Below are 20290 nucleotides of genomic sequence, written 5' to 3'. Positions count from 1 at the left end.
AGGCGGCGCCGGTGGGCGTGGCGATCCAGGGCGATCGTCTCGGTTGCCGCCGGGCCGATGACCGCACGGAGGGCGATGCGGTGGTCGGCGACGGACGGGTGGGCCACGGAGCCAGTCTGGCGCACGCCGATCCCGCCGGATGTCCCGCCCGTCCCGGCACGTGCGGCCGGGTGCGTGACCTGGCCTGGCTGGGTGGCCGGATGGGCCGGGAGCGAGCTCAGCGGCATACGGCATCAAGCCTGTGTCCCGGCACATGGGCGGGCGGCATCACATCCTGCTCCGCGTGGCGGAGCAGGATGTGGACGGCCCGACTCCTGTTCACTCGATTGGGGAGGCGGTGGCTCAGGCGGGCTACCGGCCGCCGAGGTGCAGGAGGCACGCGCCCGGCTCGGCGAAGGCCTCGAGGTCCACACCGTGCGGGTCGCCGCCGGCTGCCTCGAGAACCCCTTCGACCAGGCCCAGGTGGACCCTGCAGACGACTTCGGGGTGGCGACGGGCGACGTCGAGCATGGGGCACTGGCGCAGGCGAACCACTGGGGGGCGGTCCTCGGGATCGAAGCCCAGGGTGTCGAGCACGTCGAGGACGGTCCCCTCCGGGTCCGGTTCGCCGTCCTGGTCCGTTGCCCGCGAACCGACGAGTCCGCGACCCCAACCACGCCCGAGACGGGCCATGTCTCCTGCGACATCCCCGCCCTGCGCAGCGGCGTGCTCAGCGAGCACCGCTGCGAGAGAAGCATATTCGCCCACCGATGAGGCGCCGACACCAGGTCGCACCGCATAGCCCCAGCCCGGGCGGCCGCGACCCGTCGGTGTGAGGCGTGACCGGAGGGCCAGTCCTGCGTCGACCAGGCCGTCGAGGTGCTCGCGGGCGGTGTTGACATGGAGCCCGAGCAGCTGGGCGAGTGCGGCGATCGACCGCGGCTCCTCATCGAGCGCCTCGAGGACGCGCCGACGCTGCGCCGACAGCGACGCCACCGCATCGGCCATGCCGGTGCGGGAGGGGCGCGGACCCCAGGCCTCGTTCTTTTCCACGTCAATCACCGTTTAAAATGTAGATCGAGGTCGGCCCAACCGCCAAACCTCGGGCCATCCGGCCCTTCGAACGAGCATCGAACCAGGCCCATGAGGGCCAACCACCTTGAGGAGTATCCCGTGACCGAACTGCCCCTGACGGAGAAGTCGCAGCACTCGTGCGGCTGTGGCTGCAGCGACGAGGGCGTACCGACCCTCGATGTCACCGTCATCCCCCACGCGATCCGCCACGCCACCGTGTTCGGGGCCTTCAGCGCGATCCCCGCGGGCGGCGCCCTGAAGCTCGTTGCGCCGCACAACCCGCTGCCCCTCCTCGCCCAGCTGCAGCAGCAGTTCGGTGCCATCGGCATCGAGTACCTTGGGGAGGGCCCGGAGGCCTGGACGCTGCGGCTCACGCGTCCCGTCTGATCTGACCTCGATCCGACCCGAACCACCCCGACGCGACGGAGGGTCCTGACGATGTGCAGCTACTGCGGATGCCGCTCGATCTCGCTGGTCGGACGGTTCATGGACGAGCACGAGGACATCGTCAACGCCGCCGGGATCCTCCACCGCGCGTCAGAGGGAACCGACTCGCACAGTGTGCGCGAGTCGCTGGAGGAGACCGTCGCACTGCTCCACCCGCACACGACGGCAGAGGAGCAGGGGATGTTCGCCGTGCTCCGGCGCAACCCCGACTTCACCGACCACGTCGACGTCCTCTGCGCGGAGCACGCCGCACTCGACGAGCTGGCGGAGCGGATCAGGTCCGGGGAGGCGGGGTTGATCGACCGCTTCGTCAGTGAGCTGCGCGACCACATCAACAAGGAGGAGAACGGCCTGTTCCCCGCCGCGGCCATCGAGATGGACGGCCCCGACTGGGAGGAGGCCATCACCCTCACACCCGGCGGGGTCGCTCATCCCCACGGTGGGCCGGACCATGCCCACGTCGCGGACCACCCGCACCACCCTGAGGACGCCTACGGCGCGGACCATGACCACGCGGCCAACCCCAACTGACGTCCGGCTGACCCGGAGCGAGCGGCTCGACCGACTGCCCTTCAACGCGCAGCACCGGCGACTGCTCGTCGGGTCGGGCATCGGCTGGGCGCTCGACGCGATGGACGTCGGGCTCATCTCCTTCGTCATGGCGGCGCTCGCTCAGCAGTGGGCGATGACGCCCACGCAGCTCTCGTGGATCGGCTCGATCGGCTTCGTCGGCATGGCGATCGGCGCCTCCCTTGGCGGCCTGCTCGCCGACCGGATCGGCCGCCGCAACGTCTTCGCGGCGACGCTGCTCATCTACGGCGTTGCGACGGGTGCCGCTGGGCTGTCGACCGGACTGGCCATGCTCATCGCGCTGCGCTTTGTGGTCGGCCTCGGCCTCGGTGCCGAGCTGCCCGTGGCGTCAACGCTCGTCAGCGAGTACGCCCCGACCCGCATCCGCGGCCGGGTCGTGGTCCTTCTGGAGGCGTTCTGGGCGGTCGGGTGGGTCCTGGCCGCGCTCATCGGCTACATCGTCGTGCCCGCCTCTGACGACGGCTGGCGCTGGGCCCTCTTCATCGGTCTCGTGCCGGCCGCCTACGCGTTCTACGTGCGAGCCAGGCTGCCCGAGTCGGTCCGCTTCCTCGAGAACAAGGGGCGATCCGTCGAGGCGGAGGAGGCGGTGCGGGCCTTCGAGTCCGCCTCGGGCATCGCGCCGGTCGAGTCACCCGCTGCCGCTCCCGGGCCCACGGCGCGATGGTCCGAGCTCTGGTCCGATGGCCTCCGCGGCAGGACTGCGGCCCTGTGGGCTGCGTGGTTCGGGGTCAACTTCTCCTACTACGGCGCGTTCATCTGGATCCCGAGCCTGCTCGTCAGCCAAGGCTTCTCGCTGACCAAGTCGTTCGGTTTCACCCTCATCATCACCCTGGCCCAGCTTCCCGGCTATGCAGCGGCGGCCTACCTCATCGAGTCGTGGGGGCGCCGTGCCACACTCGCCACGTTCCTCGCCGGATCCGCCATCTCGGCCTACGCGTTCGGGCAGGCCGGCAGCGAGGCGGCAATCATCGCCGCCGGCTGCGCGCTCTCGTTCTTCAACCTCGGTGCCTGGGGCGCGCTCTACGCCGTCACGCCCGAGGTCTATCCGACGTCGTTGCGCGGGACTGGGGCAGGTTCGGCGGCCGCGTTCGGACGAATCGCCTCCATCCTTGCGCCGCTGTCGGTCCCCTGGCTGCTCGACCTGGGCGGCACCGGACTCGTGTTCACGGTCTTCGGCGTGGCCTTCGCCCTCGCCGCCGCTGCGGCCCTGGGCCTCCCGGAGTGGCGCGGGCGCGCACTTGTACCCTGACGAGTGGGGGATTCGAGGCACGGCTCGCAGCGGGACGTCCCAAGGGGGATCAATGACGAGTGCGCAGGAGAGTGGGACCGATTCGGGGACCGGCGATGTGCTCGTCGTGGACGCACTGGTTCGTCGGTTCGGCGACCTGACCGCCGTCGACGGCGTCTCCTTCCGGATCGGGCGAGGCGAGACGTACGGCCTGCTCGGGCCCAACGGCGCGGGCAAGACGACGACGATCAACATGGTCGCCGGCCTCATCCCTTCTGACGCGGGCTCCGTGACCATCGCGGGGGAGCGGATGGACCCGTCCTCGGTGTCCCCGAAGCGGCACATCGGCCTGGTGCCGCAGGACCTCGCCATCTACCCGGAACTCACCGCGCGCGAGAATCTCACCCTCTTCGGCCGACTCCAGGGAATGACCGGCACGGAGCTGCGCCAGCGCGTCGACGAGGTCATCGAGCTCATCGGCCTCACCGAGCGTGCCAAGGACCTGAGTAAGGAGTTCTCCGGCGGGATGAAGCGCCGCCTCAACATCGGCATCGGCCTGCTCCACCACCCGACGCTGCTCATCCTCGACGAGCCGACCGTCGGGGTCGACCCCCAGTCGCGCAACCAGATCCTCGAGTCGGTGGAGCGGCTCTCAACTGAGGGCATGGCCGTCCTCTACACGACCCACTACATGGAGGAGGCCGAGCGGCTCTGCGACCGGGTCGGCATCATCGACTCGGGAAAGCTTCAGGCCGAGGGATCCCAGGACGAGCTGATCCGGCTGACCGAGGGCGCGGACCACATCCGGCTCACGGGCAGCGGTGACACCAGCGCCGCCGCGGACACCCTGCGGGCCTTGCCGTCCGTGCAGCAGGTCGTCGCGGACCGCCACTCCCTCCAGCTGACCGTGACCGATGCCCCGACGGCCGTTGCCCAGATCGTGACGAGCGCGACCGGTGCCGGGATGACCCTCGCCGACGTGGAGATCACCAGGCCGGACCTCGAGTCGGTCTTCCTCCATCTCACCGGCAAGGCGCTGCGGGACTGAGGGGGTCCGGTGCAAGAGCTGTGGACGATGACGCAGTACGACCTGCGTCAGCGCATCCGTGACAAGTCCGTCATCATCTTCGGGATCATCGTGCCGCTGGCGCTGATGTTCGTCCTCGACCTCGTGCTCGGCGACCTGACCAATCCCGAGCTCCAGCCGACGACCGTGGCGGCCTCCGTGCCCGCGGGCGACCAGCTCGGAGCGGCGCTCGTCGACGTCGTCCGGTCGCTCGACGGGGTCGAGGGCATGGCCATCACCGTGCAGGAAGCCGCGGCCAACGAGGTCCACGACCTCACCCGTGACGGACGCGTGCAGATCGGCCTCATCGTGCCGGAGGGTTTCAGCACCGCCGTGCAGCAGGGCAAGGCAACGACGGTGACCGTGGTGTCCGGACAGGGCACGGGCATCGAGCAGTCGATCGTCACCTCTGTCGTCGAGTCGACGGTCAACCGCTTCTCGGCCGGGGCGCTCGCAGCAGCAGCCGGCGCCCACTCAGGCCTCGCGCCGGCGGAGCTCGCGGCCATCGGCCAGGAGGTGGCGACGGCCGAGGCGACCATCACGCTGGCCCATGGCACGGCGTCCAACGAGCAGCTCACACCCACCGGAGCGCTCGTCGCCGGCCAGGCCGGCCTGTTCCTCCTCTTCACCGTCGGTTTCGGTGTCACCGCCCTCGTAGCCGAGCGGGAGCAGGGCACGCTCGCCCGGCTCAAGTCGATGCCGATGCCCACCTGGACCATCGTCGCGGCGAAGGCTCTCGTCAGCTTCATCCTCGGCGTCGTGGCCACGGCCATCCTGCTGACCTTGGGTGGCCGGCTGTTCAGCGTCAACTTCGGCTCGCCCGTCGCGGTTGGAGTCCTCGTCGTGGCGGCGGTCATTGCCGCCACATCGCTCATGTTCGTCATCGCCCGGGTGGCCCGGACGGCCGAGCAGGCCAACATCGCCCAGTCGATCATCGCCCTGGTCCTCGGCATTGCCGGTGGCGCCTTCTTCACCATCACGGCGAGCGGCTGGGTCGGCACGGTGATGGACCTCAACCCGGTGTCGGCCTTCATCCGCGGACTGGGCATCACGTCGGGCGGCGGCGGTCTGGGAGACATCGGCACTCCGTTGCTCATCCTGCTCGGCTTCACCGTGATCGTCCTCGTCATCGCCCGGCTCATCCCCGATCGGGGGGCCACCCAGTGAGGCCCGTGCTCACCATCACCGGCGCAGAACTGCGTCGCTTCCTGCGCGACCGGTCCAACATCTTCTTCGTCTTCATCTTCCCGTTGCTGCTCGTCGTCGTCATCGGCGCGCAGTTCGGCAGCTCGGCCACCACCGGGCGGGTCAGCATCGCCGGGGAGGACGGGCCGCTCCGTCAGGCCGTCGTCAAGGAGCTGGAGGCCAGCAACTCGACCGTGGCCTTCGGCGACTGGGACGACATCGTCGAGGAGGTCTCGCGGGGGCGCACGACGGTCGGCCTGCGCTTCCCCGACGGGTCCAACGCGGCCTTCACGGCCGGCAAGCCCGTCGAGCTGGAGATGCTGCCGAGCTCGCAGTCCGCGTCCATCGCCGCACAGCAGATCGTCCGAGCAGCGGTCGACAAGGTCGAGCTCGACCAGGCGCAGGTCGCGTCGCTGGTCAGGCGCGGGATGACTGCGTCTGCGGCCCAGAGCGCCATTGCGACCGCGCGGACGCAGGTCACCGCGCCGTCCGTCCAGGTCGAGGACGTCGACGAGCTGGCACAGGAGTTCTCCGGTCTCGGGCAGTTCGACCTCGGCGCGTCGTCGATGGTGCTGCTGTTCACCTTCCTCTCGTCGCTCGCCGGGTCGGCCACGCTCATCCAGGCGCGCCGACAGGGCGTCATCGCGCGAGCGTTGGCGGCGCCTGTCTCGAACACGCAGGTGCTCCTCGGCCAAGCAGGCGGACGCTTCACCATCGCCCTCTTCCAGGCGGTGTACATCGTCGTGGCGACCAGCCTGCTCTTCGGCGTCGACTGGGGCAACCTGTGGCTGACGGCACTTGTCCTCGTGGCCTTCTCGGCCGTGTCCGCGGGTGCGGCGATGGTGCTCGGCTCGCTCATCGACAACGAGGGCGCGGCCTCGGGGATTGGCGTCGGCCTCGGCCTGGTCATGGCCGGCCTCGGCGGCGGGATGGTCCCTCTCGAGCTGTTCAGCGACACACTGCGCACCGTGTCGAAGGTGACTCCGCACGCCTGGGCCTACGAGGCCTTCGCCGAGATCCAGCGACACAATGGGACGCTCGTCGACATCCTCCCGCAGCTCGCTGCCCTCACGGCCATGGCGGTGGTGGCCCTCGTCGTCGGTGCATGGTTGTTGCGCCGCAGCCTCGCCCGCGCCATGTAGTGGTGCCCGTGGGCACGTGGCGAGCTCAGCGGCATACGGCATCCGTATGCCGCTGGGCCGGCTCCCGTGGGGAAGCCGGCCCAGCGCTGTGTGAGCGAGTCGTCCGTCAGGCCTGGGGTAGCCGGTGGTGGACGTCCTCGCTCATGCGGACGATCGACAGGTAGAACTCGAGCGTCATGCGGATGACCGCGAGGTAGATGATGAAGAGGATGGGTCCGAGGACAAGGACTGCGATGCCGGTGCCGGCCCCCTGCGCGAAGCCGACGAATACCCAGAAGAGCCAAGCGATTCCGAGTGCGATCGTCGCGAGCAGGTAGACGAAGCGAACGAGCTTCGGCGTGACGAAGTGGGTGAAGGTGAAGTCGAAGAGCGCCGGCAGGAAGCCCGTCGAGTCTCGGGCCGCGCCCAGGGCACCGTCCATGGATGAGCCCGCCTGAAGCCGTGTCGCGGACCGTGTGGGCTCGGGTGACGGTGATGGGGCCGGCGAGGACGGGAACGGTGTGGTGGGGTCTACGGGCTGGCCGTACTCCGGTTGTGACCCTTCCAGGTCGAACGGACCGGGCTCGTGCTGATCACTCATGCTGATTCTCTCCATTGGGGCTCAATCAGATTCGGATACTGACAGTCGACGAGCCTACGGCGCTGAGCGCCGAATCCAGTCGCTGTGGCCGATCGATTCGAAGAACGTGTCACTCTTCGTGATCGTCGCAAGCGGAGTTCAACGGACCGCGGGGACGGAGATGACCGCTCGGGTTCCTGGGGCCGCGTCCTCGAGCCAGACGTCACCCCCCGCCTGCCGGACCAGCGCCTTGGTGATGGCGAGGCCGAGACCTGATCCGCCGCTGTCCCGGTCGCGGCCCTCGTCCAGCCTGGTGAAACGTTCGAAGACGCGCATACGGTCCGCGACCGGGACGCCATGGCCGTCGTCGGTCACCGTGACCCGCACCGTGTGACCGGTCCGCGCGGCGGCCAACACGACGCTCGTCGCGGCGTGGCGCACAGCGTTGTCGACCAGGTTCGAGAGGGCCCGGCGCAGGTCTGCCTCAGGCATCGCCGCGCGGATGGTCCCCGGGATCAGCCGAGGCGCCCCCCTGACCGGGACTCGGGCCTGGCCGGCGGCCCGCACGACGTCGGCGAGCAGCTTCGCGACGTCGGCCGCGTCACCTTCGCCAAGTCGGCGTGACGACGCGCGCGGCGACGGCTCCGGCGCCGCATGCGATGACATGTCCGAGGCGGCCCGGGCGGCTGCGCTCTCGTCCGCCCGCGCGAGGAGCAGGAGGTCGTCGACCAGCGTCGAGAGCCGGTCGACGTCGACGAGGAGGTCCTGAGGCAGGTCGCCCGCCTCGCCGAGGTGCTGGGCCACCTCGAGCTGTGCCCGCATGCTCGCGAGTGGGTTGCGCAGCTCGTGGGCCGCATCGGCGGTGAACGCTCTTTGCTGCCGACGCGCTGCGGTGACCCGGTCGAGCATCGCGTTCAGGGTCGTCGCGAGTGCGCTCACCTCGTCGTGGGTCGGCGGGACCGGGAGCCGCTCGGTCTCGGACGAGCTCGCGTCGATCCGGGCCGCACCGCGACGCAGGGCCTCCACCGGTGCGAGCGCCGCACCGACGACCCGCCAGGCGATGAGCCCGATGACGACCAGGAGGAGCGGCAGCGAGATGAGCAGCAGCGTGCGCACCGTTGCGGCGCTCCGCTCGATGTCGGTCGTCGGGGCCGCGGCGACGACATGAAGCGGCGCGCCCTGCGGGCCGGCCGGCACCGCCACGACCTGCAGACCGCCCGAGAGACCCGACCGGTTGCCGGGTACGACGACCGACCCACCGGCGAGGGCCCGCTGCAGCTCGTCGGGCGTCACGAGAGCGGTGAGGCGGTCGGCGGCGATGGATCCGTCGACGACGCGACCCTGCTGGTCGAGCACCTGGATGACCTGGGCGCCCGACACCGGGACGGGGTCGGGCAGCCGCCCGGCGTCGACGAGGAGCGCGACCTGCTCCGCACTGGCCCGCGCCACCGCCTCGACGGATCGCGTGAGCGACACGGTGAGGACGCCATACAGGAGTGCTCCGCCAATCGCGAGCGCGCCTGCCACGCCGATCAGTCCGACGGTCATGAGCCGCACGCGGATCGTGGACCGGGCGAACCACCTGAACCACGGCCGTGGCGCCAACCACCTCACCATTGCCCCGGCCTCACAGCTCCAGACGGCCTCACGAGCACACCGCTCACTGTGCGAGTCGGTAGCCGTGGCCGCGGACCGTCTCGATCCGCGCACGCCCGATCTTCCGGCGGAGGTAGCCGACGTAGACCTCGACGACATTGGTGTCGCCGGTCTCGCCCCAGATCCGGTCGAGCAGCTCATCCTTGTTGCAGGCAGCCGGATGCGCGCGCAGCAGGTGCTCGAGCAGGAAGAACTCGCGGGGTGACAGGTCCACGTCGGCCCCGTCCACCTCGACGTGGTGGGTGGCCGGGTCGAGGCGCAACCCGGCCGCCTCGAGGACCGGGGGACGTGGCGCCGGGTCGCGTCGCAGCAGGGCGCGCAGCCTGGCCACGAGGACCACGAAGGAGAACGGCTTCGTGAGGTAGTCGTCGGCGCCATAGTCGAGCCCGTCGGCCTCGTCGTACTCGCCGTTCTTGGCGGTGAGAAACAGGACGGGCACCCAGTTCTCCTCCTCGCGCAGGGTGCGCACGATGGTGTAGCCCGACATCCCGGGCAGCATGATGTCGAGCACGATGATGTCGTAGCCGCCGAACCGGGCCGCCTCGAGACCGCTCGTCCCGTCCGCGACGTGGTCGACGACGAACCCCTCTGAGGCGAGTCCCCGGACGAGTGCGGTGGCCATCCGCACCTCGTCCTCGACCAGTAGCACCCGCACCTCCTCACCTTGCCACGTGTCGCAGGCCCCTCGCGCGTCACCCGGAGTCCTTCTCAGGTTGCTCTCAGCACCGCCGGCGGAGGATGGCCCCATGAGCATCTTCACCGACCGTCCATGGACTCGCTGGGTCGTCCCGGTGGCCGCCTTCGGCGTCATCGGCGCGACGGCCGCGGTGGCGAGCCAGCGGGCCAACGCCGACGCCGGGCTGCCGCACCGCACCGCCTCTCAACTGCTCGCCGACGTCCAGTCAGCGGATGTGACCAGCCTGTCGGGGACGGTCGTCCAGACGGCTGACCTCGGGCTGCCCTCGCTCCCCGGCCTCGATGGCGGCGGCGCAGGGCCGATGTCCGGCAGCGGTAGCAGCAGCTCACTCACCTCATTGCTCTCCGGCTCGCACACCTGGCGGGTCTGGCTCGACGGGTCGACCCGCCAGCGGCTGGCGCTGGTCGGCAGCTCCGGCGAGTCCGACGTGATCCGCAACGGGCAGGACCTCTGGCTGTGGTCGAGCACCGACAAGTCGGCGGTCCACTACCAGCTCCCCGCGGTGCACCTGTCGCCGCAGGCCAGGGGCAGCAGTTCGCCTCCCAGCGACGCACCCTCGGGGCTGCCGACGACCGCGCCGCGGACGCCCGACGAGGCCGCGAGCCAAGCGCTGGCCCTCATGGGCACGGACACCACGGTCACGACCAGCGGCACCGCCACCGTCGCCGGCCGTTCCGCCTACGAGCTCGTCCTCACGCCGAAGGACAAGGCGACCCGCGTCGCCTCGATCCGCATCGCCATCGACGGCGCGCGCCACGTTCCGTTGCGGGTGCAGGTCTACTCGACCAAGCTCGCCAACCCGGCCTTCGAGGTCGGCTTCACCTCGATCGACTTCGCCAAGCCTGATTCCCGGCAGTTCGCGTTCACCCCGCCGCCCGGCACGAAGGTGACGAACAAGAGCGCGCGGACCGCACCCGTCGCACCGCCGAAGGCGTCAGGGACCAACCCGCCTCCCAGCGAGACCTCCACCCCGCCGCAGGTCTCCGGCTCCGGATGGAGCACGGTCATCGTCGCGACACTGCCCCCGGGCGCGTTGTCGGGCCAGAGCCAGAGCGACCGGTCCGGTTCGTCGCAGCCGGGCTCGCTCGGCCAGCTCGGCTCCGTACTCGGCTCACTGCCCTCGGTCTCCGGGTCGTGGGGCCGCGGGCACCTCCTCGACGGCACGCTCTTCTCGGCGGTGATCACGGACAACGGGCGGATCGCGGTGGGTGCCGTCGGGCCAACACAGCTGTATGCCGCTCTGGCGGCGAAGTGACCGAACGCGCGGTCACCGCGTCCCCGGGTCTCGCCCTCGAGACCCGGGGACTGACCAAGTTCTTCCACGGCAGGGCCGCGGTCGACGGCATCGACCTCGCGGTGCCGACCGGTAGCGTCTACGGCTTCCTCGGGCCGAACGGATCGGGCAAGACGACGACGATTCGTATGTTGCTGAGCCTCGTTCGCCCGTCGGCCGGCACGAGCAGCGTGCTGGGTCAGCCAATGCCGGGCGGTGCACTCCACGTGTTGCCGAGGGTGGGGTCGCTCGTTGAGGGGCCGGCCTTCCACCCCTACCTGTCGGGTCGAGGCAACCTCGAGCGCCTTGACGCGGCGGACCTCACCGCCGACCCTCGCACGTCCGGGAACCGCATCGAGGCCGCCCTTGACCGGGTCGGGTTGCTCGCCGCCGCCAACAAGCGCTATCGCGCCTACTCGCTCGGGATGCGTCAGCGCCTCGCGATCGCGGCGGGGCTGCTCATGCCGCGCGACCTACTCGTCCTCGACGAGCCGACGAATGGCCTTGACCCGCAAGGGACTCGCGAGGTGCGACACCTGGTTGCCGACCTCGCCTCAGACGGGACGACGGTCTTTGTGTCGAGTCACCTGCTGTCGGAGGTCGAGCAGATGTGCACGCACCTCGGTGTCATGAGCGAGGGCAGGCTGGTGGCACAGGGCTCCATCGACGAGATTCGGGCCCCGTCGTCCGCGGTCGCGGTCGTGCGCACCGACCAGCCGGACCTCGCCGCGAAGGTTCTCACGGGGCTCGGGCTCACCGACGTCGAGCCCGCGCCGGGCGGGGTGCGCGCCAACCCCGGAGACGTCGAGCCGGAGAAGATCGTCGCGTCGCTCGTGAACGGTGGCGTCGGCGTCAAGGAGTTCACCGTGTCGAGCACAAGCCTCGAGGACCTGTTCGTCTCGCTCACTGGAGAGGGCTTCGATGTCAGCGGCTGACAGCATGGTCCGGGTGGACCCGCCCATGACCCCGACTGGAAGCCAACCGGCGCCAGCAGGGGGTGTCGTCTGGTGGCGCACGCTCCGGCTGCTCGGCTCGGAGATCCGCCTCATCGCCGGCCGGCGTCGCAACCAGATGGGGCTGCTCGTCCTCGCCGTGGTCCCCGTCCTCATGGCGGTGGCCGTCAAGCTGAGCTCCCCGGGTCGGGGCGGCGGTGGTCCCGACCTGCTCGCATCGATCACCTCGAACGGGCTCTTCGTCCCGCTCGCCGCGCTGAGCGTCGAAATCGGGCTCTTCCTCCCCCTCGCCATCGCGATGCTCTCGGGCGACGCGATCGCGGGCGAGGCCAACACCGGCACGCTTCGCTACCTGCTCACGGTGCCGGTCGGGCGAACCCGCCTGCTCGTCACGAAGTACGTCTCGCTCTGCATCGGCGCCCTCTGGGGTGTCGCCGTCATCGTCATCCCGGGCGCCCTCGTCGGTATCGCCATCTTCGGCAGCGGACCCATGCTGACCCTCTCCGGCACGCAGCTGCCGTTCTGGACTGCCGTGGGGCGGGTCGCGCTCATCGGCCTCTACCTCGCCGCCGGCCTCGCCGCCCTGGCCGCCGTCGGGCTGTTCATCTCGACCCTGACCGAGCAGCCGCTGGCCGCCACGGTCGCGCTGATGATCTTCACGATCCTGTCGTGGATCGCGGACGCCGTCCCGCAGATCGACTGGCTGCACCCGTGGCTCCTCGTCGACCACTGGATGTCGTTCGTCGACCTGCTGCGCGATCCGCCCTACCTCACCGACATCGGTCAGGGCCTGCTCGTCGACCTCGGCTATGCCGTCGTGTTCTGGTTGCTGGCCTGGGCCCGGTTCTCCGGCAAGGACATCACGAACTGACTCTCGCCGAATGGAATCGGTCCTCCTGGCGCCCCGGCCCCCCACGCGAATCCGCCAGGCTCGGGACGGGTCCAGTTCGGCGGGGCGGATGGAGATCGGGAAGGGGCGCTCAGCCCCGTAGCGCGCGTTGCCGGAACACCGAGGGGTAAGGGGTGGCAAGAGCACATACCCGAACCTCATGCCTCCGGCCAGCACCACGGAGAGGACGTACGGATGAAGGCGATCACTGTAGTTCCCGGCCAACCGGACCAGGTGCGGGTAGACGACGTGGATGAGCCCGAGACCGCGGAGGGCAGCATTCTGGTCAGGGGGCGCCTGCTCGGAATCTGCGGCACCGACGCCGACATCGTCCGGCATGAGGGCTATGGCTGGCCGCCCGCAGGGAAGGACCGGCTGCTGATCGGCCACGAGTCACTCGGAGAGGTCCTCGAGGCGGCCGAGGACAGCGGATTCGCGCCCGGCGACCTGGTCGCCGGCATCGTGCGGCGTCCGGACCCGGTGCCGTGCGTGCCGTGCTCCCACGGCGAGTGGGATTTCTGCCGCAACGGGAAGTACACCGAGCGCGGCATCAAACAGCGCCAAGGCTACGGCTCACAGCGATGGCGGATCGAGCCCGACTTCGCGATCAAGCTCGACGCACGGCTCGGGGACTGCGGTGTGCTGATGGAGCCCGCGTCGGTGCTGGCGAAGGCGTGGGAGCAGACCGACCACATGTTCGCCCGGTCCTCCTGGCGTCCCACGGTCGCGCTGGTGAGCGGGGCCGGGCCGGTCGGGCTGTTCGCCGCGCTGTTGGGGGTGCAACGTGGACTGGAGGTGCACGTGCTTGACCTCAACGACACGGGGCCGAAGGTGGGGTTGGTGGAGGATCTCGGTGCCCACTTCCATACCGGGGACGTCCGTGAGATCGGGGTGACCCCCGACGTGGTCATGGAGTGCACCGGTTACGGGCCCCTGCTGGGCCCGCTGACACAGGTGGCTGCCCCGGATGCCGTCATCTGCCTCGTTGGGTTCGATTCCGACACCCGCACCACGCCGACCCCCCTCGATGAGATCGTCAAGCAGATCGTGCTGGGCAACACGGTGGTGTTCGGCTCGGTCAACGCAGACCGGGGCAACTACGAGCAGGCCGCGGACGCGCTGGCCAAGGCGGACGTGGGCTGGCTGCAGCGGCTCATCACCCGCCGGGTGCCGATGAGCGGGTTCGCCGAGGCGCTGCAGAAGAGGCCCAATGACGTCAAGGTCGTGGTCGACCTGAGCGCCGACGACGGCTGAGATGGCCAACGGGGCCGCCATCGGTCCCCCGGGTGAAGCGGGAGGCGAACCGGCAAACGCCGACCTGCAGGTGAGGCTCGGCCGCACGGAACCGGAGGAAGCGGCCCAGTCACCGGCATCGAGGTGAGACCGGCACGCCGGCCTGTGCTGCTCGGGCCGGTATCGCCCTTCGGTACCGCTCCGGTCGGCTGGGACCAACGGCATAGGCTCGGCCCATGCCACAGGTCAGCGCCGACGCCCATGTGGCCGCGTCGCCGGACGTGGCGCGCGCACTCGCCGACTCCCAGCCCACGCTCCGACTGCGCGTGCCACCGCATGTCCGGAACCTCCGCGCGTCGTGGCGCTTTCACGCTGAGGCTGACGGCACGCGTGCCATCTACGTCATCTCGTATGCCGCTGGGCTTGGTTTCGTCGCAACGCTCGCCCACGAGCCCACCCAGTGGGTGCTCCGAAGGCAGGCGGCCCGGCGCGTCGAACGGCTTGCCGAAGCCGCGCGTTCGCGACGTGCGGCTGGTGCCCAGTGATGGACGCACCTCGCTGGATCGACGCAGCACAGATCCGTCATGCGGTCTCTCCGGATCGCGCCCGTCGCCTGGTGCGGCAGGCGCTCGCTGACGGTTTCGACCCGGCCGACGACCCGGAGCGGCTCTCGCCGGTCGTAGCCGGGGGCCAGCTGCTCATCATGCCGTCGTCGACGCCGCGCGCCGTCGGCGTCAAGGCGCTGTCGGTCGCACCCGGCAACCCTGATCGAGGGCTCGAGCGGATCCAGGCCCTGTACGTCCTCTTCGACCCGGACACCCTCGCACCGTCCATCATCCTGGACGGCACGGCCATCACCGCGCTCCGCACGCCCGCCGTCTCCGCCGTCGCCATCGATGCACTCGCTCCGGCCGATGTCTCCTCCGTCGTCATCTTCGGCAGCGGTCCCCAGGCCGTGGGTCACGTGGAGGCGATCCTCGAGATTCGTCAGCCGACGCAGGTCACCATCGTCGGGCGCGGCGTGGAACGAGCCAGAGCAGCAGCCCATCAGGTCTCGGCGCTGGGCGTGGCGGCGAGCGGCCTCTGCACGAATGACGCCCGCGTGGCTCAGGTGGTTGCCGACTCCGCCGTCGTCGTCACGGCGACCTCATCGGCGAGCCCAGTCCTGGACGGGACGTGGGTGGCCGACGGGGCCTGCGTCGTCGCGATCGGCTCCCACGAGCCGGACCGACGCGAGCTCGACTCGCGGCTGGTCGGGCGCTCGCTCGTCGTCGTCGAGGACGTCGCCACAGCCCTGCGCGAGGCGGGAGACGTCATCATGGCGATCCATGAGGGAGCCACCGCCACCGAGTTCCTGCATCCGATGACCCACCTCGTCACCGGGCAGGTGACGCGCGCGACCGACCGGCCGAACGTCTTCAAGAGCGTCGGTATGTCCTGGGAGGACCTCGTCATCGCCGCCGGTGCGGCCCATCCCTGACCGGACCAGATCAGATCAGGGCCGTGCGACGGCGCGAACTGCACACTCGGCGAGACGGGTGCTGTCCCCTCCCCGTCGAGTGTGCAGTCCGCGCCGGACATCTACTGCACACTCGACGAGGTTGGGTGGGGTGGCGGTGGGTCAGGACCTCCGTCTGCCCATGAGCCAGCCGATGATGATGCCGAACACGGCAGCGACGGCGTAGCCGGCGTACCGCTGGATCAGGACCGGCAGGACTGCCGAGCCGAGGTCGAGGGCGTCGTCCTCGGCGCCGATCGCAGGCGCGGGTCGCCGCTGGCCGGTCGCTGCCCCTGCAGCCGCCTCCGCCTTGGAGCGCTCGACCCTCTCGGCGAGCGACAGCGGAGTACCCGTCTCGTGGAGCGCCTCGGGGACGGCATCGGTCACGATCTCGGGCCGGGCGGCCGCTTCCGCTGCATCCTGGACCGTGGCCTCCGGCACCGGGGCACCGGCCGGCTCGCCCCCGAGCTGCTGCTCGATGCAGGCGATGAACTGCCCGAGCAGCTTGTCGGAGACGTCCTGCATGACACCCCGGCCGAACTGCGCCGGCTTGCCCGTCACGGCGAGATCGGTGACGACGTCCGCTCGGGTGCCGCTCCCGTCCGGAGAGAGCTGGATCGTCACCGTCGCCCCGGCGGTGCCGTTGCCCCGCCTGTCCTTGCCCTTCGCCTCGATCACCGCCCGGTGGCCCTCATCGTCCCTGGCGACGAATGACCCGGACCCGGTGTAGAGCAGGGAGATCGGGCCGACCTTGACCTTGACCGTGCCGGAGAACCCGTCGTCGGTCACCTCGGTGACGGTTGCGCCGGGGAAGCAGCCACCGACCCGCTCGAGGTCCATGAAGAGGGCCCAGGCGTCGTCGACCGACGTCGGCACGGTGAACGAGTGCGTCAGCTCCATCCGGCGATCACCCTCCTGCTGCGGCCAGGACGGCGCGTCGGGTCAGGACCGTGGCCAGGTGCTTCCGGTAGTCCGCCGCGCCGTTGAGGTCGGAGGGCGGGTTGGTGCCCTCGGCGACGCGCCCAACCGCAGCGCGTACCGCCTCGTCCGTCGGCGCCTGGCCCACGAGTGCCTCCTCGACCGCCTTGGCGCGCAAGGGGGTCGAGCCCATGTTCGTCAGGCCAACGCGGGCCTCGGCGATCGCGCCACCCTCCACCCGGACGGCTGCAGCGACCGCGACGATCGACCACTGGTGGCTGACCCGGACGAACTTCTCGTAGTGCGAGCCCCATCCCGTGTGCTTGGGGATCCGGATCTGCGTCAGCAGCTCGCCCTCCCCGACAGCCGTCGTGAAGAGGTCCTCGAAGAAGTCGTCGGCCGCCACCGTGCGGGTCGCCCCACCCGCGCCGGCGATGACGAGCTCCGCTCCCAACGCCAACACCGGGGCGCCCACGTCGCCGGCCGGATCGGCATGAACGAGCGCGCCACCCACGGTCCCGCGGTGCCGGATCTGCGGGTCGGCCACGGTCGCGATCGCCTTGGACAGCAGCCCAGCGTGAGTGGAGACGGCCTCGGAAGCGAGCACAGCGGCATACGGCGTCATGGCGCCGATGACGATCGTGTCACCCTCCTCGGAAATCCCGGCCAACTCGGGAATTCGGCCGAGGTCGACGACGACTCCGGGAGTGTTGAGCCGCATGCGCAGGATCGGCAACAGCGACTGCCCACCGGCCAGCACCTTGGCGTCGTCGCCATGCTCGGCGAGGGCCGCGAGCGCGTCTGCGACGGTCGTCGGGGCGACGTAGTCGAACGATGCGGGAATCACTGGGCACCGCCTTCCTGCTCAGGGGTGTCTTGGTTGGGGGCGCCCGCGTCGAAGTGCGGCTGGGCATCGCCCGACGAGTCGACCTGGCGCTCGGCGCCTCCCGACTGGATGGCCCGCCAGACGCGCTCCGGCGTGCACGGCATCGGGACGTCGTGGACGCCCATCGGACGGAGGGCGTCGACGATCGCGTTGACCACGGCGGGCGTCGAGGCGATCGTGCCGGCCTCGCCGACTCCCTTGGTGCCCAAGGTGTTTGTCGTCGAGGGCGAGACCGTCCGGTCGGTGACGAAGCTGATCGTGTCGGCGGCCGTCGGCAGCGTGTAGTCGACGAACGACCCGGTCACGAGGGTGCCGTTCTCGTCGTACTCGGCGCCCTCCCAGAGCGCCTGGGCAATGCCCTGGACGAGGCCGCCGTGGACCTGGCCCTCGGCGATGAGCGGGTTGACGACGACGCCGATGTCGTCCACACAGACGTATGAGCGCATCGTCGTCGCGCCCGTCTCCGTGTCGACCTCCATGGCGCACAGGTGGGTGCCGTGCGGGAAGGAGAAGTTGACCGGGTCGTACGTCGCCTCGGCGTCGAGACCCGGCTCGACGTCCTCGGGCAGGTTGTGCCCCGTGAAGCACGCCGTCGAGATCTCCGCCAGGGTCATGCCCTTGTCCGTGCCCCTGACCCCGAAGCGCCCGCCCGAGAACTCGAGGTCCTCCTCGCTCGCCTCGAGCAGGTGCGACGCGAAGACCTTCGCCTTCTCGATCACCTTGTCCGCCGCGAGGACCAGCGCCTCACCACCGACGACGAGGGATCGCGAGCCGTAGGTGTCGAGGCCCTTGTGACTGATCTGGGTGTCTCCGTGGAGGACCTCGACGTCCTCGAACGGCACGCCGAGCCGTTCGGCGACGATCTGGCTCCACGCCGTCTCGTGGCCCTGGCCGTGGGGCGAGGTGCCCGTCACGACCTCGACCTTGCCGGTCGGCAGCATGCGGATCGTCGCGTGCTCCCAGCCGCCGGCGCCATAGCTCAGCTGCCCGAGGACCCGGGACGGGGCGAGGCCGCACATCTCGGTGAACGTGGAGATCCCGATGCCGAGCTGGACCGGGTCGTTGCTCTCGCGGCGGCGCTGCTGCTCGGCCCGGAGCTCGTCGTAGCCGAAGAGCTCCTTGGCTCGGGCCGTCGCGGCCTCGTAGTTGCCAGAGTCGTAGGTCATCCCCGCCACGGTCGTGAACGGGAACTCCTCGTGCTTGATCCAGTTCTTCTCCCGCAGCTCGAGCGGGTCCATGCCGACCTCGTTGGCGAGCTCGTCCATCATCCGCTCGACGCCGAAGGTCGCTTCCGGCCGGCCGGCTCCGCGGTAGGCGTCGACCCAGGTCTTGTTCGTCAGGACAGTCTGGACGCTGAACCGGTAGGCGGGGAACTTGTAGATCGAGTTGAACATCCACGCGCCGAGGACCGGGACGCCTCCGCCAACGAGCGCGACGTAGGCGCCGAGATCGGCGAGCAGCTCGACCTTGAAGCCGGTGACGGTGCCGTCCTTCGTCGCCGAGAGGGTCAGTTTCTGCCACTGGTCGCGCCCGTGGTGACCCGACACGAGCGACTCGGACCGGGTCTCGGAGTACTTGACCGGCTTGCCGAGCTGCCGCGCCACCGCGAAGGCGATGAACTCCTCTGGAGTGGTCTGGAGCTTGCCGCCGAAGCCGCCACCCACGTCGGGGGCGACGACGCGGATCTTGGACTCGGCGACGCCCGTGGTGAGCGCGAGCAGGAATCGGAGGATGTGCGGGATCTGGGTCGCCGACCACATCGTGATCTGCTCACCGGTCGGGTCGACGACGACGGACCGCGGCTCCATGAACGCAGGGATGAGCCGCTGCTGGCGGAACTCGCGCTCGATCACGACACCGTCGGCGCGGGCCGCCTCAATGGCCGCGTCGACGTCGTCACCGGTGCCGGCCTCCTGCGAGTCGAGCGTCCACAGCGCGGACCGGTTCGTGCCGAGGTCCGGGTGGACGAGCACCTCGTCCTTCAGGGCCTCCTTCATGTCCAGCACGGGGGGGAGCTCCTCGAAGTCCACGTCGACGAGCTCGGCCGCGTCGCGGGCCGCGGCGGCTGAGCGGGCCACGACGCAGGCGACGATCTCACCGGCGCACGCAACCCGCTCGACCGCCATCGGCAGGTGAGTCGGGGTGACCTGGTCGGCGGTGATCGGCCAGGCGTTGGCGTTGACGCCCTGGACGTCCTTGAGATCTTCGCCGGTGAACACGGCGACGACGTTGCGGGCCGCCCGCGCCTCCTCGGTGTTGATCGATGCGATCCGAGCGTGTGCGAAGGGGCTGCGGACCATCGCGATGTGGAGCATGCCCGGGAGGGTGATGTTGTCGGTCCAGCGGGTGCGGCCGGTGATGAGGCGCTGGTCCTCCTTGCGGCGGCGCGCCCTGCCGAGCTCGGCGTTGCCGTTCCCGTCGGCGACGGTGGTGGTGTCCTCGGTGATGGTCATGACGCCACCCCCTCACGGTCGGCGCCGGCTGGGACCGGCGTGCTGGACATCGCCTCGGCGCCCTGCTTCACGGCCAGGACGATGTTGTGGTAGCCGGTGCAGCGGCAAAGGTTGCCCTCCAGCCCCTCGCGGATCTGCTCCTCGGTCGGGTTCGGGTTGTCCTTGAGCAGGTCGACGGCCTGCATGATCATCCCGGGCGTGCAGTAGCCGCACTGGAGCGCGTGGCACTCGTGGAAGGCCTGCTGCATCGGGTGCAGCTGCCCGTCCGCCGCTGCAGTCGGCGCCAGGCCCTCGATGGTCGTCACCTCGTGCCCGTCCGCCTGGACGGCCAGGACATTGCAGGACTTCACGCTTCGCCCGTCGAGGTGGACGGTGCACGCCCCGCAGTTGCTCGTGTCGCAACCGACGACCGTGCCCGTCTTGCCGACGGTCTCTCTCAGGTAATGGACCAGCAAGGTCCGAGGCTCCACGTCGTCGGAGTACTCCACTCCGTCAACGGTCACGGTGATACGGGTCATGCCTTTGCCCTCCTGCCGCGCTGCAGATGACGGATCCCTCGAACC

General features: G+C 70.1%; 20 protein-coding genes. 12 read left to right on the top strand and 8 right to left on the bottom strand.

Going from position 1 to position 20290, the window contains the following annotated elements; genetic code table 11:
• Positions 1–351 precede the first annotated feature (351 nt).
• Positions 352–1041, bottom strand: a complete 690-nt coding sequence (locus tag ABF401_RS03290) for a helix-turn-helix transcriptional regulator (protein ID WP_353508111.1) — start codon at positions 1039–1041, stop codon at positions 352–354.
• 111 nt (positions 1042–1152) lie between these two features.
• Here ABF401_RS03290 and ABF401_RS03285 point away from each other — a divergent pair, with 111 nt between their 5' ends.
• From ABF401_RS03285 to ABF401_RS03260, 6 genes are read left to right on the top strand one after another with little or no spacing between them, the layout of a single operon-like run.
• On the top strand, positions 1153–1440 hold the full coding sequence (locus tag ABF401_RS03285; RefSeq protein WP_353508110.1) for a DUF2249 domain-containing protein: 288 nt from the start codon (positions 1153–1155) through the stop codon (positions 1438–1440).
• A 51-nt stretch (positions 1441–1491) separates the two neighbouring features.
• Positions 1492–2031, top strand: a complete 540-nt coding sequence (locus tag ABF401_RS03280; RefSeq protein WP_353508109.1) for a hemerythrin domain-containing protein — start codon at positions 1492–1494, stop codon at positions 2029–2031.
• The gene (locus ABF401_RS03275) at positions 2006–3340 is read left to right on the top strand and encodes an MFS transporter (protein WP_353508108.1); all 1335 of its coding nucleotides are present in this window, start codon (positions 2006–2008) and stop codon (positions 3338–3340) included. Before ABF401_RS03280 ends, ABF401_RS03275 begins: the two co-directional genes overlap by 26 nt.
• Before the next feature lie 52 nt (positions 3341–3392).
• Positions 3393–4367, top strand: coding sequence for an ABC transporter ATP-binding protein (locus ABF401_RS03270; RefSeq protein WP_353508107.1), 975 nt, complete (start codon positions 3393–3395; stop codon positions 4365–4367).
• A gap of 27 nt (positions 4368–4394) precedes the next feature.
• A complete protein-coding gene (locus ABF401_RS03265) occupies positions 4395–5552 on the top strand; it encodes an ABC transporter permease (protein WP_353508106.1) in 1158 nt (385 codons plus the stop codon).
• Positions 5553–5557: 5 nt separating this feature from the next.
• Positions 5558–6712, top strand: coding sequence for an ABC transporter permease (locus ABF401_RS03260; RefSeq protein WP_353508105.1), 1155 nt, complete (start codon positions 5558–5560; stop codon positions 6710–6712).
• Between the two features lie 106 nt (positions 6713–6818).
• On the opposite strand, the gene ABF401_RS03255 is transcribed toward ABF401_RS03260, so the two are convergent.
• The 3 genes from ABF401_RS03255 to ABF401_RS03245 all read right to left on the bottom strand — a co-directional run bounded on the left by ABF401_RS03255 (position 6819) and on the right by ABF401_RS03245 (position 9582).
• Positions 6819–7133 carry a DUF4282 domain-containing protein gene (locus ABF401_RS03255; protein WP_353508104.1) on the bottom strand — a complete coding sequence of 105 codons (315 nt, stop codon included), beginning with the start codon at positions 7131–7133 and terminating at the stop codon, positions 6819–6821.
• A gap of 297 nt (positions 7134–7430) precedes the next feature.
• Positions 7431–8819: a HAMP domain-containing sensor histidine kinase gene (locus tag ABF401_RS03250; RefSeq protein ID WP_353508103.1), complete on the bottom strand. Its 1389-nt coding sequence runs from the start codon at positions 8817–8819 to the stop codon at positions 7431–7433.
• 112 nt (positions 8820–8931) lie between these two features.
• Positions 8932–9582: a response regulator transcription factor gene (locus ABF401_RS03245; protein ID WP_353508102.1), complete on the bottom strand. Its 651-nt coding sequence runs from the start codon at positions 9580–9582 to the stop codon at positions 8932–8934.
• Positions 9583–9673: 91 nt separating this feature from the next.
• Between ABF401_RS03245 and ABF401_RS03240 the strand changes: the two genes are divergently transcribed.
• The 6 genes from ABF401_RS03240 to ABF401_RS03215 all read left to right on the top strand — a co-directional run bounded on the left by ABF401_RS03240 (position 9674) and on the right by ABF401_RS03215 (position 15452).
• A complete protein-coding gene (locus ABF401_RS03240; protein WP_353508101.1) occupies positions 9674–10879 on the top strand; it encodes a LolA family protein in 1206 nt (401 codons plus the stop codon).
• Entirely contained in the window at positions 10876–11832 is a 957-nt protein-coding gene (locus ABF401_RS03235; protein ID WP_353508100.1) for an ABC transporter ATP-binding protein, read from the top strand. The genes ABF401_RS03240 and ABF401_RS03235 overlap by 4 nt, the downstream gene beginning before the upstream one ends.
• Before the next feature lie 25 nt (positions 11833–11857).
• Positions 11858–12721, top strand: coding sequence for an ABC transporter permease (locus ABF401_RS03230; protein ID WP_353508099.1), 864 nt, complete (start codon positions 11858–11860; stop codon positions 12719–12721).
• Between the two features lie 213 nt (positions 12722–12934).
• Positions 12935–13993, top strand: coding sequence for a glucose 1-dehydrogenase (locus ABF401_RS03225; protein WP_353508098.1), 1059 nt, complete (start codon positions 12935–12937; stop codon positions 13991–13993).
• Between the two features lie 215 nt (positions 13994–14208).
• Positions 14209–14517, top strand: coding sequence for a hypothetical protein (locus tag ABF401_RS03220; protein WP_353508097.1), 309 nt, complete (start codon positions 14209–14211; stop codon positions 14515–14517).
• A complete protein-coding gene (locus ABF401_RS03215) occupies positions 14517–15452 on the top strand; it encodes an ornithine cyclodeaminase family protein (RefSeq protein ID WP_353508096.1) in 936 nt (311 codons plus the stop codon). The genes ABF401_RS03220 and ABF401_RS03215 overlap by 1 nt, the downstream gene beginning before the upstream one ends.
• A 141-nt stretch (positions 15453–15593) precedes the next feature.
• Here the strand turns inward: ABF401_RS03215 and ABF401_RS03210 are convergent, their stop codons facing one another.
• The 4 genes from ABF401_RS03210 to ABF401_RS03195 are packed head-to-tail and all read right to left on the bottom strand — an operon-like array spanning position 15594 to position 20245.
• The gene (locus ABF401_RS03210) at positions 15594–16370 is read right to left on the bottom strand and encodes an SRPBCC family protein (RefSeq protein WP_353508095.1); all 777 of its coding nucleotides are present in this window, start codon (positions 16368–16370) and stop codon (positions 15594–15596) included.
• A gap of 7 nt (positions 16371–16377) precedes the next feature.
• Positions 16378–17235, bottom strand: coding sequence for an FAD binding domain-containing protein (locus ABF401_RS03205; protein ID WP_353508094.1), 858 nt, complete (start codon positions 17233–17235; stop codon positions 16378–16380).
• Complete coding sequence (locus ABF401_RS03200; RefSeq protein WP_353508093.1) at positions 17232–19727, bottom strand: xanthine dehydrogenase family protein molybdopterin-binding subunit; 2496 nt, start codon at positions 19725–19727, stop codon at positions 17232–17234. The genes ABF401_RS03205 and ABF401_RS03200 overlap by 4 nt, the downstream gene beginning before the upstream one ends.
• Complete coding sequence (locus ABF401_RS03195) at positions 19724–20245, bottom strand: (2Fe-2S)-binding protein (protein ID WP_353508092.1); 522 nt, start codon at positions 20243–20245, stop codon at positions 19724–19726. The genes ABF401_RS03200 and ABF401_RS03195 overlap by 4 nt, the downstream gene beginning before the upstream one ends.
• Positions 20246–20290 lie beyond the last annotated feature (45 nt).

This window comes from Intrasporangium sp., from assembly GCF_040414665.1.
GTDB lineage: Bacteria > Actinomycetota > Actinomycetes > Actinomycetales > Dermatophilaceae > Intrasporangium.
The sequence above is the reverse complement of the archived record's forward strand: the minus strand, read 5'-3'. Positions and strand labels throughout refer to the sequence as shown.